The following is a 13,676-nucleotide window of genomic DNA, read 5'->3' as shown; positions in this document are numbered from 1 at the left end:
CCTCGGCTTCTCGAACGCCGATCGGCAGTGGGTCGTCACGGCGTACTCCCTCGCGTTCGGCAGCCTCCTGCTGCTCGGCGGTCGCCTCTCCGACCTGATCGGCCGCAAGCGCACCTTCCTCATCGGCCTGATCGGCTTCGCGGCGGCGTCCGCGATCGGCGGCGCCGCGCCGACCTTCGGCGTGCTGATCGCGGCGCGCGCACTGCAGGGCGTGTTCGGCGCGATGCTCGCGCCCACCGCGCTCGCGGTCCTCACCACCACGTTCACCGTGCCGAAGGAGCGCGCGCGGGCATTCGGCGTGTTCGGCGCGCTCGCGGGGGCCGGCGGCGCGATCGGGCTCCTGCTCGGCGGGGTGCTGACCCAGAGCCTGGACTGGCGCTGGAACCTCTACATCAACGATGTCATCGCGGTGGTGGCCGTGATCGGCGCGATCGTCCTGGTCCCGAACCTGCACCGGACCGGCCCCCGCCCGAAGCTCGACGTGCCGGGCACGCTCCTCGTCTCCGCCGGCCTGTTCGGCCTCGTGTACGGCTTCTCGAACGCGGAGACCGACGGGTGGGGCTCCCCCGCCAGCTGGGTGTTCCTCGCGGCCGCCGGCGTCCTGCTCGTCGCGTTCGTGCTCTGGCAGCGCCGGGCCGGGCACCCGCTGCTGCCGCTCACGATCCTGCGGGACCGCAACCGCGCCGCGGCGTACGCCTCCGTGGTGATCGCCGGCGCCGGCATGTTCGGCGTCTTCCTCTTCGTCACGTACTACGTGCAGTCGACGCTCGGCTACTCGCCGATCCAGACCGGCGTGGCGTTCCTGCCGATGATCGGGATGCTCGTCGTCGCCGCGCAGCTCGGCACGAACCTGCTCGTGCCCCGGCTCGGCCCGAAGGTCATGGTGCCGATCGGCATGCTGCTCGCCGGCTCGGCGATGGTGCTGTTCACCCGGCTCGACGTGCACACCGCCTACGCGCCCGGGCTGCTGCTCCCCCTGATGCTGATGGGCGCGGGGATGGGCTCGATCATGCCCGCGTCGATGCAGACCGCGACGCTCGGCGTCGACCGGCAGTACGCAGGGGTCGCCGGTGCGCTCGTGAACACGAGCCAGCAGGTCGGTGGATCGATCAGCACCGCCCTGCTCAACACGCTCGCCGCGACCGCCGTCACGGACTACCTCGCGGCGCACGCCCCGGTCACCGCGGTGGTCGGCGCGGAGGCGGCCGTGCACGGGTACGCGACCGCCTACTGGTGGTGCGCGGCGTTCTTCGCCGGAGGCGCGGTGCTGGCCGCGGTGGTGTTCCGGCGCCGGAACCAGGGCCTCGCGCTGCACACCGCGCACGCCCCCGCCCAGCCCGACCAGCACGCGCAGGAGCCCGTGCTCGCCCGGGAGCCCATCGGCGTCTGAGGCGGCCGTCGCCGCGGTACCCGGGCTCCGGTCCGGGTACCGTGGCGGCATGCCCGAGACGGAGACCGTGCCCGAGCAGACCGAGTACCGCGCCACGGCGGAGGCCTCGAGCCCGCATCCGGAGGACTGGGGCCGCGCCGTGAGCGTCGTCCTGCAGGACCTCGCGGGTCAGGCCGAGAGCGCCGGGAGGGCCGCGGACGCCCTCCGCGACGCGGAGGTCCTGCTGCGCATCGAGCCCATCGACGAGGGCGTCTGCATCACCGCGACCTGGCGGCCCGCGGCGGCCTGACGCCCCAGCGCGACCGCCTCTTCCGCCGGACCGACCGCCGAGGTAGGTTCCCCCCGTGCCTGCACAGCACCCCCTCGCGGGGGCGGGCGCGACGCCGTGGTCGCGCTACCTGAGTCTCATCGCCACGGGAACGACGCTGGAGCGGACCGCTGCCTTCAGCGACGCCGTCTTCGCGATCGCCATGACGGTCCTCGTCCTCGAGCTCCGCGTGCCGGAGGTTCCTCCCGGGGATCTGGCCGCCGCCCTGCCGTCGCTCGTCGGTCCCTACCTCACCTTCGTGCTCAGCTTCGCCGTCGTCGGAGTCGTCTGGCTGTCCCACCACCGCAAGCTCGCCGTGATCACCCGGTTCGACCAGGGGCTGCTACGGCTGAACCTGGTCGTCCTCCTGCTCGTCGCCTCGGTCGGGCTGCCGACCGCCGTGCTCGGCCGGTACGGGGACACCGTTGCGGCCGTGGTGCTCTACGCCGCGCAGATCGCTGCCATGGGCGTGTCGATGGCGGTGCTCTGGAGCTGGGCTCGGCTGCGGCGACTCGTCGACCCGCGGGTCGACGTCGCCGTCTTCCGACTGATGCTCCTGCAGACGATCGTCCTGCCGGCCGTGTTCCTGATCTCGATCCCGGTCGCGCTGCTCGCCGGTGCGACGGCCGGTGAGCTCGTGTGGCTGCTCGGCGTCCCGGCCGCGCTCCTGCCCCGGATCGCGGGCGTCCGGCGCGGACGAACGGGGGTGCGCGCATGAACGCCCGGCTCCGGGCCCATCCCGTCTGGACCGTCCTCGGGCTCGAGACCGCGCACTGGATGGTGGTGATCGGCGGCTCGCTGCTGCTCGCCATCGCGCTTCCCGGCCTGCCCGGATACAGCACGACCGGCCCGAGCAGGAGCCTGCTCCTCGTCCTGGTCTCGTGCGGGCTGATCCTGGCGCTCATCGCCGCGCTGCGCTGGTGGCGACTCGCGGCGTTCACCCCCGTCCGCGCCTGGCGCGATCTGCGGCTCTACTGGCTTCCGGCCGTCCTGCTCGTCGTGCCGCTGGTCGCGGGGGTGCGGCAGCTCGCGCCCGGCGCGCTGGCCGTGCTCGCGGTCGGCTACATCGCCACCGGCGTGTACGAGGAGGCGCTCTGGCGCGGGGTCATGGTCGGCCTGCTCGGCAGGATCGGCATCTGGCCTGCAGTGCTGCTGTCGTCGGTACTCTTCGGACTCGGTCATCTCGGCAACGGCGCGCTCCGCGGGATGTCCGCGCTGATCGTCCTCCAGGCCTTCGGCTCGGCCGTGCAGGGTGTGGGGCTCGCCGCGCTGCGCCTGCGCACGGACACGATCTGGCCGCTGATGGGCTTCCACGCGCTGCACGACTTCTCGCTGCAGCTCGGGACCCTCCCGATCGCCGCGATCGAGGCGCCGATCGACACCGTCCTCCTCATCTACGGCATCGTGCTGCTGCGGCGGAGCCGACGCTCCGCCGTGATCACGGGCTGACCGCGCGCCTCACGCGGGCTCCGTGCCCGCCTTCCCCGCGCTCTCCGGGGCCTGCCTCCTGCCGCCCGTCGATCTCGGCAGCGTGAACACGAGCAGGAACGCGACCACGGCGAACGCCGCGCTCACGAGCAGGGCGGAGGCCGCGCTCGTGCCGAACGCGTCCGCGACGTCGGCCGGGGTCGGGCGCCGGCCGGTCGGGAACGAGAGCGTCCCGAAGAACACGCTGCCGATCACCGCGATCCCGATCGCGGACCCGATCCGCTGCATGGTCGAGGTGACGCCGCTCGCGGCTCCCGCCTCCGACGGATCGACCGTCGCGACGATGAACTGCACGTTCGGGGCGATGAAGAGGCCGCTGCCGAACCCGGCGACCAGGAGCGGGCCGAGCAGGTCCCAGTTCGTGAGGTCCGTCGACGGCACGAGCAGCAGCACCAGCCACACGCCGATGAGACCGAGCGCGACGAGCCCTGCGCCGATCACGAGCACGCGCCTGCCGATCGCGACCGCGAGCCGGGTGCTCTGGGAGGCCCCGACGATGCTGCCGATCGCGAACGGGATCGAGACCAGGCCCGATTCGAGCGCGGTGTGCCCGAGTCCCGCCTGCCAGAGCAGGGAGATCGAGAAGAAGATGCTGACGAAGGCCGCGAAGTAGACGAGCGCGAGGAACGTGCCTGCGGTGAACGCCGGATGTGTGAAGAGGTGCGGCGGCACGAGCGCGCTGCGGCCGCGGGCGACGACGCGGCGCTCCCACAGGCCGAAGAGCACGAGCAGCACCACGCCGCCGCCGAGCGACAGGAACGTCCAGACCGGCCAGCCCTGGTCCTGCCCCTCGATCAGCGGCACCAGGATCGCGGTCAGCGCGCCGGTCAGCAGCACGAGCCCCACCAGGTCGACACCGGAGGCCGCTGAGGCCTGCCGCGGGCTGTTCGGCACGAGGGCCGCGGTCAGCACCAGCGCGACGACGCCGATCGGGAGGTTGACGAAGAACACGTAGCGCCAGCCGTCGGCCTCGCCGAACGCCTGGATCAGCAGGCCGCCGAGCAGCGGGCCGATCGCCGAGGACACGCCGAGCACCGCGCCGAACACGGCGAAGGCGCGGCCGCGCACCCGGCCGGAGAACAGCAGCTGGATGTACGCGGAGACGGCGGGCAGGTAGACGCCGCCCGCGAGGCCCTGCACGACGCGGGAGACGATCAGCTCGCCGTCGTTCTGGGACAACCCGCAGGTGACGCTCGAGGCCACGAAGAGGACCAGCCCGCTGAAGAACACCCACTTGTGCCCGAACCGGTCCCCCAGCCGCCCCGCGGGGATCAGCGCCAGCCCGAAGGCGAGCGCGTAGCCCGAGATGATCCACGACAGCGTCGCCTCCGACGCGTGGATGCTCGTCCGGATCGTCGGCAGGGCGACGTTCACGATGGTCGCGTCGATGAGGGACATGACGGCGCCGAGCAGGATCACGGCGAAGGCGATCCAGCTGCGGCGAGGCGTCACCTGGATGGTGCCGAGTGCGGGCGCGGAGGCAGACATGGTGCTGGGAGTCTGACGCACGCTCCCTCCGAGCCCGGCCGGGCGCTCAGAGGCGCACGAGCATCTTCCCCACGTTGCCGCCGCGCATGAGGTCGAGGAACGCGTCCACGGCGTGATCGAGCCCGTCGCGGACCGTCTCGTCCCACACGAGCCGCCCGTCTCGCACCCACGGCGCCACCTCCGCGACGAAGTCGGGCCACCGGTGCAGGTGGTTCGGGGTCGTCCAGCCGCGCAGGGTCAGCCCCCGGGTGATGACGTGGAAGAGGTTGTCGGGCCCCGGCGCGCGGTGCTCGTCGTTGTAGGAGGTGATCGCGCCGCAGAGCGCAGCCCGGCCGCCGTCGTTGAACACCTCGAGCGCCGCCTCCAGGTGGTCCCCGCCGACGTTGTCGAAGTAGACGTCGATCCCCTCGCCCTGCTCGGTGCCGGTCGCTGCGACGAGCTGCCGGCGGATCGGCGCCGCCTTGTAGTCGAGCCCGACGTCGAAGCCGTAGCGCTCGGTCAGGAGGCGCGCCTTCTCCGGGCCGCCTGCGGAGCCGATCGTGCGGGACGCGCCCTTGAGCTTCGCGATCTGGCCCGCGGCGGAGCCGACCGCCCCGGCGGCGCCGGAGACGAACACCACCTCCCCCTCCCGCAGCGCCGCGATGTCGGTGAGGCCGAGCCACGCGGCGAAGCCGGTGCCGCCCAGCACGCCGAGGTACGCCGAGGCGGGCACGCCCGGCACCTCCTGCACGCGGCGGAAGACCCGCGCGCTCCCCTGCGCGACGTCCCGCCAGCCGAGGTCGTGCTGCACGAGGTCGCCCTCGGCATAGCCGTCCGCGCGGGAGGCGACGACCCGGCCGAGCGCCGCGCCGGTGAGCGCCGCGTCGAGCTCGAAGGGCGGCACGTAGCTGCGGCCGGCATTCATCCGGCCGCGCATGTACGGGTCGACCGACATCAGCTCGTTCCGGACGCGCACCTCGCCCGGCTGCAGCTCCGGCAGCGTCTCCGTGACGGTCCTGAAGTCCTCATGGGTGGGCCAGCCGGTCGGACGGCGGGCGAGGTGGATCTGCATGCTCTCGGTCACGGGGCGACGGTACGCCGCGGGCGCCCGCGCGCACGCCGCTCAGCCCGCGCACGGCAGGATGTGGGCATGCGTGCAGTGCAGTACGAGCAGTACGGCGGACCCGAGGTCCTCGAGATCGCGGAGGTCGACGAGCCGCACGCGGGTCCGGGGCAGATCCGCATCCGCGTCCACGCGGCGGGCGTGAACGCGATGGACTGGAAGCTCCGCGACGGGATGCTGGCGAAGGGGCCGCTCACCGCACCGCGCGGCGTCGGCGTCGACGCGGCGGGCGTCGTCGACGAGGTCGGCGAGGGGGTGACCGGGGTCTCGGTCGGCGACCGGGTCTTCGGCTCGGGACGCGACACCTACGCGGAGCGCGCGATCCTCGGCGTGTGGGCGCCGCTCCCCCACCACGTGCCGTTCGAGGAGGGCGCGGCGGCGCCCGTGCCGATCGACACCGCGTTCCGCATCCTCCGCGAGCTCGGGCTGCACGAGGGCGACACGCTGGTGATCTCCGGCGCCGCGGGCGGCGTCGGGACGGCCCTGATCCAGATCGCGAAGGCCCAGGGCCTGATCGTGATCGGCACGGCGAGCGCCGCGAACCAGGAGTTCGTGGAGGCGCTCGGCGCGCTCGCCACCACGTACGACGAGGGCTGGGTGGAGCGAGTCCGCGAGCTCGCCGTCGCCGAGGTGAACGGCGCAGCGGACCTCGCCGGCAAGGGCGTGATCCCGCAGCTGATCGAGCTGACCGGCGACCCGGCCGAGGTGGTGACGATCGCAGACGCGTCGGCGACCGAGCTCGGCGCGAAGGCGACCTTCGGCGGCGGCGACAAGGCGGGGGCCCTCCGGGAGGGCGCGCGGCTGATGGGGACGGGCGAGCTCCGGATGATCGTCGAGGAGACCTACCCCCTCGAGCAGACCCCGGAGGCGCAGCGGGTCAGCAAGCTCGGGCACGGCCGCGGCCGTGCGGTGGTGCTGATCGACTGAGCCGGCGACCCCGGCCGGGCGGCTTGCCGGTGTCGGCGCGTCCCCATACCGTGTGCGGGTGAGGATGCGCTGATGCTCGGCCGGGTGCTCGTGAGGTTCCTCCGGCCGTACTGGCCGCTGATCGCAGGCGTGGTGGTCTTCCAGGCCGGGCAGTCGATCGCGTCTCTGATGCTGCCCAGCCTGAACGCGGACATCATCGACCAGGGCGTGGCGAAGGGCGACACGGGCACGATCCTCCGGCTCGGGGTCGTGATGCTGGTGGTCACGCTCGCGCAGATCGCCTGCTCCATCGTCGCCGTCTGGTTCGGCTCCCGCGCCGCGATGGCGTTCGGCCGCGACGTGCGGCTCGCCGTGTTCCAGCGGGTCGGGTCGTTCTCCGAGCGCGAGGTCGCCCGGTTCGGCGCGCCGTCCCTCATCACCCGCACGACCAACGACGTGCAGCAGGTGCAGATGCTCGTGCTGATGACCTGCACGATGCTCGTCTCCACCCCGATCCTCTCCATCGGCGGCGTCGTCTTCGCGCTGCGGGAGGACGTGGGGCTCTCCTGGATCGTCGTCGTCGCGGTCCCGGTGCTGCTCGCGGGTGTCGGCCTCGTGATCTCGCGGATGTCGCCGCAGTTCCAGCGGATGCAGGTCCGCATCGACGGGGTGAACCGGGTGCTGCGGGAGCAGCTGACGGGCATCCGGGTGATCCGCGCCTTCGTCCGGGAACCCGTCGAGACCGCGCGGTTCGAGGAGGCGAACCTCGCCGTCACCGAGACCGCGGTGCGGGCGGGGCGCTGGTTCGCGGTGATGTTCCCGTTCGTGATGCTCGTGCTCAACGTCTCGAGCGTCGCGGTCGTCTGGTTCGGCGCCTCCCGCATCGACGACGGCACCCTCATGGTCGGCCAGCTGACGGCGTTCCTCAGCTACCTCGTGCAGATCCTCATGGCGGTGATGCTCGCGACGTTCCTCGCCGTGATCCTGCCGAGGGCGAACGTCTCCGCCGGGCGCATCGGCGAGGTCCTCGAGACCTCCTCGACCGTGGTCCCGCCCGCCGTCCCGAGCCCGATCGCCGGGGAGGACGGCACGGTGGAGCTGCGCGCCGCGACCTTCGCCTACCCGGGGGCTGAGCACCCCGTGCTGCAGGAGGTGTCGCTGACCGCGGCGCCCGGCGAGACCGTCGCGATCATCGGCAGCACGGGTGCGGGCAAGAGCACGCTCGTGAACCTCCTCCCCCGCCTGTTCGACGTGACCGGCGGGCAGGTCCTGATCGACGGCACCGACGTCCGCGAGCTCGACCCCGAGCTGCTCTGGTCGCGCATCGGCCTGATCCCGCAGCGCGCGTTCCTCTTCAGCGGAACGGTCGCCTCGAACCTCCGCTACGGCGACCCGGACGCGAGCGACGAGGCGCTGTGGGCGGCGCTCGCGACCGCGCAGGCGGCGGACTTCGTGCGCGCCATGCCGCTGGGGCTCGACGCGCCCATCGCGCAGGGCGGCACGAACGTGTCAGGAGGCCAGCGGCAGCGGCTCGCGATCGCGCGGGCGCTCGTCAAGCGGCCGCCGATCCTCGTGTTCGACGACGCGTTCTCGGCGCTCGACACGGGGACGGACGCGCGGCTCCGTGCCGCGCTCGACCGCGACTTCGCGGACGCGACCCGCATCGTGGTCGCCCAGCGGATCTCCACCATCGTCGGCGCGGACCGGATCGTCGTCCTGGAACGGGGCCGCGTGGTCGCGACCGGGACGCACGAGGAGCTCGTCGCGACGTCGCCCGAGTACGCGGAGATCGTCACGAGCCAGCTCGCGGTCGAGGAGGCGTCCGCATGAGCGGCCCCCGGCCCGGCGTCGCCGCTCGCGGTCCCGCGCCCGCGGGCGCGAGACGCGGCGGTCCAGGCGGGATGGGCATGGGCATGCCCGCCGAGAAGGCGATGCGGTTCGGGCCATCCGCCCGGCGCCTCCTCGGACGGCTCGCGCCCGAACGGCTCGGCGTCGTGCTCGTCCTCGCCCTCGGGATCACGAGCGTCGTGCTCACGGTGCTCGGCCCCCGGCTGCTCGGCGACGCGACGAACCTCGTGTTCGGCGGCGCGCTGTCGCGGCAGCTGCCGGCCGGCACCACGAAGTCGGAGGTGATCGCCCAGCTCGAGCAGCAGGGCCGCGGGACGCAGGCCGACCTGCTCCGCACCCTGCCGATCGACCCGGGCCACGGCATCGACTTCGCGGCGCTCGGCTCCCTGCTGCTGCTGGTCCTCGCGCTCTACGTGGTCGCGTCGCTGTTCTCGTTCCTGCAGGGCTTCCTGCTGAACGCGATCACGCAGCGCACGGTGTTCCGGCTGCGCGCCGACGCGGAGGCGAAGCTGCACCGCCTCCCGCTCGCCTACTTCGACCGCGTGCCGCGGGGCGAGCTGCTCAGCCGGGTGACGAACGACCTCGACAACGTGCAGCAGTCGCTGCAGCAGACCCTGAGCCAGGCGGTCAACTCGGTCCTCACCGTGGTCGGCGTGATCGTGATGATGTTCGTGATCTCGCCGGTCCTCGCCGTCGTCGCGCTCGTCACCGTGCCCCTCACGATCATCGTGACGACCCGCATCGCGAAACGGTCCCAGCCGCTGTTCGTGCAGCAGTGGACGAGCACCGGCGCGCTGAACGCGCAGATCGAGGAGGCGTACAGCGGGCACGCGCTCGTCAAGGTCTTCGGCAGGCAGGCGGAGGTCGCGGAGCGGTTCCAGGCGAAGAACGAGGAGCTGTTCGCCTCGTCCTTCGGCGCCCAGTTCGTGAGCGGGCTGATCATGCCCGCGACGATGTTCATCGGGAACCTCGTCTACGTGGTCGTCGCGGTGCTCGGCGGCGTGCTCGTCGCGGGCGGCTCGCTCTCCCTCGGCGGGGTGCAGGCCTTCATCCAGTACTCGCGGCAGTTCACCCAGCCGCTCAGCCAGCTCGGTTCGATGGCGAACCTGCTGCAGTCCGGGGTCGCCTCCGCCGAGCGCGTCTTCGACCTCCTGGACGCCGAGGAGCAGTCGCCGGACCTGCCCGACGCGGCCGTCGTGCCGATCGGTGCCGCGGCGGGCCGGCTCGAGTTCGAGCACGTGGCCTTCTCCTACGAGCCCGACAAGCCGCTGATCCGCGACCTGTCGCTGGTCGCCGAACCGGGCCACACGATCGCGATCGTCGGGCCGACGGGGGCCGGCAAGACCACGCTCGTCAACCTCATGGAGCGCTTCTACGAGCTCGACGCGGGCCGGATCACACTCGACGGCGTCGACATCGCGGCGATGGCACGCGCGGCCCTCCGGTCCCGGATGGGCATGGTGCTGCAGGACACCTGGCTGTTCGCCGGCACGATCCGCGACAACATCGCCTACGGCCGGCCCGGGGCGAGCGAAGAGGAGATCCAGGACGCGGCGCGGGCCGCGTACGTGGACCGGTTCGTGCACGCGCTGCCCGACGGGTACGACACCGTGCTCGACGACGAGGGCGGCAACGTGTCCGCAGGCGAGAAGCAGCTCATCACCATCGCGCGCGCCTTCCTCGCCCGGCCGAGCGTGCTGATCCTCGACGAGGCGACCAGCTCGGTCGACACCCGGACGGAGCTGCTCGTGCAGCAGGCGATGCGCGCGCTGCGCCGCGACCGCACGAGCTTCGTGATCGCGCACCGCCTCTCCACGATCCGCGACGCGGACCTCATCCTCGTGATGGAGCACGGCGACATCGTCGAACAGGGCACGCACGACGAGCTGCTCGCCGCGGACGGCGCCTACGCGGCGCTCTACCGCGCCCAGTTCGCCGCGGCGATCGAGGGCTGAGCGCTCGGAGTCGAGCACTTCGGCAGGCTCGATCGACTTCGGCAGGCTGAGCACGCGCCTTCTGGCCTGCCGAAGGGGATACAGCCTGCTGAAGTGGGTCCGTTCGGGCTCGCCGGTAGCCTCGTGGAGTGCAGGAGGAGCCGCTCGTGCGGGTGCTCGGACCGGTCCGGTTCACGGATCGCACCGGCGCCGACGCCTCCCCCGTCGGCGCGATGCCGCGGCGGCTGCTCGTCGCGCTCGCGCTCGGCGGGCCCGACGGGCGCAGCATCGCCGCGCTGACCGACGACCTCTGGCCGGACGACCCACCCCGCAACCCTCGAGGCGCGATCCAGATGCTCGTCTCGCGCCTGCGCGCGAGCGCCGTCGAGGGGCTGCTCGGTTCGACCCCGACCGGGTACCGGGTCGCCGGGTCGGATCTCGCGCTGGCCGAGCAGCGCGCGGACCCGGCGGCGCTCGAGCTGTGGACCGGCGAGCCGGGCGCGGATCTCGAGGACGGCCTCCTCGCGCAGGAGCTGCGCGCGCGGGCGGGGCGGGCGCGCGTCCGCCTGCTCGGCATCGCCGCGGACGAGCGGGAGGCGGCGGGCGAGGACGCGGCCCCGCTCCTGCAGCAGCTCGTCGGCATCCGGCCGCTCGACGGCCGGCCGGTCGCCCGGCTCATGCGCGCGCTCGCCGCTTCCGGCCGGACGGACGCCGCGCTCGCCGCCTTCGCGGGCCATCGCGAGGCGCTGGCGGAGGCGCTCGGCGCGGACCCCGAGCAGGAGCTCGTGCAGCTGAACGCCGACCTCCTGCGCGGGCAGGCGCCGCCCGACGCCGCCGAGCTCGTCGGCGTGCGCGCCGGGACGACGCCGCTGCTCGGCCGCGAACCGGATCTCCTGGTGCTCGAGTCGACGGTGACCGCGCACCGGCTCACCTCCATCGTCGGCACCGGCGGCCTCGGCAAGACCCGCCTCGCGCACGAGACCGCGCTGCGCCTCGCCGACCGGTTCGAGCGGATCGTGTTCGTCGAGCTCGTGGGTGCCCGGGAGGACGGCGACGTCGAGCTGGTGGTCGGGGCCGCGGTCGGCGCGCGCCCCCTCCAGCGTGCCCGGCGCCTGAGCGACGCGCTCCCGCCGGATCTGCCGACCCGGACGCGGGAGGTCCTCGCCGCGCGGCGGACGCTCCTCGTGCTCGACAACTGCGAGCACGTCGTCGACGCGGCGGCCAGGCTGGCCGCCGACCTCCTCGGGGCGGTGCCGGGGCTCACCGGGCTCACGACGAGCCGCGTGCCGCTGCTGCTGCCCGGCGAGGCGGTCGTCGCGCCGCAGCCGCTCGCCGCGGACACCGACGGGGCCGCGCTGTTCGTCCAGCGCGCGACGGCCGCACGGCCGGGCGTGGTGCTCGACCGCGATCTGGTGGAGCGGGTCTGCTCGCGCCTCGACGGGCTCCCCCTCGCCATCGAGCTCGCGGCCGCCCGGCTGCGCTCCATGGCGCTGCCGGAGCTCGACGCCCGGCTCGCCGACCGCTTCGCCGTGCTCGTGGGCGGCGACCGCACCGCCCCGGACCGGCACCGCACGCTCCTCGCGGTCATCGAGTGGAGCCGGCGCCTGCTCTCCCCCTCCGCCGCCGACGCCCTGGCCTCGCTCGCCGTGTTCCCCGACGGCTTCACCGCCCTGGCGGCCGGCGCCCTCCTCGGCACGGACCCGGCCGAACCGCTCACCGAGCTCGTCGACCAGTCCCTGCTCACCGTCGGCGAGACGCGACCCGGCCGCAGCCGGTACCGGATGCTCGAGACCGTGCGCGAGTACGGGCTGCGCGAGCTGCGCGAGAGCGGGCGCCTCGCCGACGTGGTCGCCCGGTTCGACGCGTGGGCGCTCGGCTTCGCGCGGGAGACCGCGCCCGGACTGCTCGCCGGCATCGATCCGCGCGCCACCGCCGCGGTGGCGGACGAGGAGGAGACGCTGCTCGCGCTCGTCCGGCGGGACGCACGCACCGAGGCGGCCCTCGCGGCCGTCGCGCTGCTCGCCGAGTCGTGGCTCTACCGGGGCGAGTTCGAGCCGACCGCCGTCATCCTTCCCACCCTGCTCGAAGCGGGCCGGGTGCCGGGCGGTTCACCGGAGGGCGTCGGGGAGGCCGTCCGCGCGCTCGCCATCGGCTCGTCGATCGCGCTGATCGCGTCGCGGCCCGAGGCCGCCCGTGCGCTCGCGCTGCTCCGCCGCGTCGTGCGGCGACACGACCCGCCGCCGGGGTTCTGGACGGTGTTCGCGCGCGAGCTCGTGCTCAGCCCGGACTTCGAGACCGGCGTCGCCGCCCTCGACCGCCTCACCGCCGACGCGGACCCGCTCGTGGCCGCGTTCGCACTCGCGATGCGCGCGCAGCTCGCCGAGAACGCCGGCTCGCTCGACGACGCGCTCGTGGGCATGACGGCCGCGGACGCGCTCTCCAGCCGGCACGGGTACACGTGGCTCCAGTACCTGGGCCGCGTCAGCGTCGCATCGCTGCGCAGTCAGCGCGGCGACCACGCCGCGGCGCTCGCGCTCGCGCTCCGGACGCGCCGCGAGGTCGAGGAGCTCGGGATCGAGACGGACCTGCGCCAGCTCGACTGGCTCATCGCCGGCTGCCGGCTCGCCCTCGGCGACGTGGACGAGGCCGACCGGGGGTTCGCCCGCCTCGCCGGGACGCGCGGCCGGGGCGGCGCGGACGACGAGGCGGACAACCGCGTGCTCGCCGCCGCGGGGCTGGCGGAGGTCGCGACCGCTCGCCGCGACGTGCCGCTCGCGCTCGCACGCTGGGAGCAGGTGCTGTCGATCCAGGCGCGGTCCGGCTCCCCGTGGCGGCTGCTCGCCGCAGGCAGCGCGCTCGCGGCGCAGGTCGAGCTCGGGGTGCCCCCCGCCGCGCTCGCCGAGCCGTACCGCCGGCTCCGGACCCGCATGATCGCGGTCGCGCGGCTGCAGGGCGACCGCATCGACGCGCCGGTCTCGGGCGCGGCACTCGTCGGGCTCGCGGCGGTGCTCCTGCCCGTCGCCCCGGAGGCGGCGTCCGAGGTCGCGGCCCTCGGCGCGGCGCTGGGCGCCAGGCGGGATCTGCCCTCCATCGCCCGGGCGCTGTCGGGTGTCGCACCCGCTGGGGCGTCCGTCGAGGACGCAGCAGCGCGGGTGATCGCGCTGCTGCGATCACCCGCGCTGCGGCGCGGACCGGGCCCGGCCGGGAGCTGAC

The 13,676-nt window shown here is 73.9% G+C and carries 10 protein-coding genes; 8 read left to right on the top strand and 2 right to left on the bottom strand.

The window, feature by feature from the left end; genetic code table 11:
• From ACTHLI_RS06075 to ACTHLI_RS06060, 4 genes are all read left to right on the top strand, one after another.
• On the top strand, window positions 1-1,390 hold a 1,390-nt coding region (locus tag ACTHLI_RS06075; protein WP_440182217.1), incomplete at its 5' end, for an MFS transporter.
• A gap of 49 nt (window positions 1,391-1,439) precedes the next feature.
• Window positions 1,440-1,679 carry a hypothetical protein gene (locus tag ACTHLI_RS06070; RefSeq protein WP_440182216.1) on the top strand — a complete coding sequence of 80 codons (240 nt, stop codon included), beginning with the start codon at window positions 1,440-1,442 and terminating at the stop codon, window positions 1,677-1,679.
• A gap of 55 nt (window positions 1,680-1,734) precedes the next feature.
• Window positions 1,735-2,415 carry a TMEM175 family protein gene (locus tag ACTHLI_RS06065; RefSeq protein WP_440182214.1) on the top strand — a complete coding sequence of 227 codons (681 nt, stop codon included), beginning with the start codon at window positions 1,735-1,737 and terminating at the stop codon, window positions 2,413-2,415.
• A complete protein-coding gene (locus ACTHLI_RS06060) occupies window positions 2,412-3,146 on the top strand; it encodes a lysostaphin resistance A-like protein (RefSeq protein ID WP_440182212.1) in 735 nt (244 codons plus the stop codon). Before ACTHLI_RS06065 ends, ACTHLI_RS06060 begins: the two co-directional genes overlap by 4 nt.
• Before the next feature lie 9 nt (window positions 3,147-3,155).
• Here ACTHLI_RS06060 and ACTHLI_RS06055 read toward each other — a convergent pair whose 3' ends face one another.
• Together ACTHLI_RS06055 and ACTHLI_RS06050 are read right to left on the bottom strand one after the other, a co-directional pair.
• Window positions 3,156-4,673: an MFS transporter gene (locus ACTHLI_RS06055; RefSeq protein WP_440182210.1), complete on the bottom strand. Its 1,518-nt coding sequence runs from the start codon at window positions 4,671-4,673 to the stop codon at window positions 3,156-3,158.
• Window positions 4,674-4,719: 46 nt separating this feature from the next.
• Entirely contained in the window at window positions 4,720-5,724 is a 1,005-nt protein-coding gene (locus ACTHLI_RS06050; RefSeq protein ID WP_440182228.1) for an NADP-dependent oxidoreductase, read from the bottom strand.
• A 78-nt stretch (window positions 5,725-5,802) separates the two neighbouring features.
• Here ACTHLI_RS06050 and ACTHLI_RS06045 point away from each other — a divergent pair, with 78 nt between their 5' ends.
• From ACTHLI_RS06045 to ACTHLI_RS06030, 4 genes are all read left to right on the top strand, one after another.
• Window positions 5,803-6,702 (top strand): NADP-dependent oxidoreductase, encoded by a 900-nt coding sequence (locus tag ACTHLI_RS06045; protein WP_440182208.1) that lies wholly within the window; start codon window positions 5,803-5,805, stop codon window positions 6,700-6,702.
• 72 nt (window positions 6,703-6,774) lie between these two features.
• Window positions 6,775-8,511, top strand: a complete 1,737-nt coding sequence (locus ACTHLI_RS06040) for an ABC transporter ATP-binding protein (RefSeq protein WP_440182206.1) — start codon at window positions 6,775-6,777, stop codon at window positions 8,509-8,511.
• Window positions 8,508-10,484: an ABC transporter ATP-binding protein gene (locus ACTHLI_RS06035; RefSeq protein ID WP_440182205.1), complete on the top strand. Its 1,977-nt coding sequence runs from the start codon at window positions 8,508-8,510 to the stop codon at window positions 10,482-10,484. Before ACTHLI_RS06040 ends, ACTHLI_RS06035 begins: the two co-directional genes overlap by 4 nt.
• A gap of 128 nt (window positions 10,485-10,612) precedes the next feature.
• Window positions 10,613-13,675, top strand: coding sequence for an ATP-binding protein (locus ACTHLI_RS06030; RefSeq protein ID WP_440182203.1), 3,063 nt, complete (start codon window positions 10,613-10,615; stop codon window positions 13,673-13,675).
• The last annotated feature ends 1 nt before the right edge of the window (window position 13,676 follow it).

This window comes from Amnibacterium sp. (assembly GCF_051956055.1).
Taxonomy (GTDB): Bacteria; Actinomycetota; Actinomycetes; order Actinomycetales; family Microbacteriaceae; genus Amnibacterium.
The sequence above is the reverse complement of the archived record's forward strand: the minus strand, read 5'-3'. Positions and strand labels throughout refer to the sequence as shown.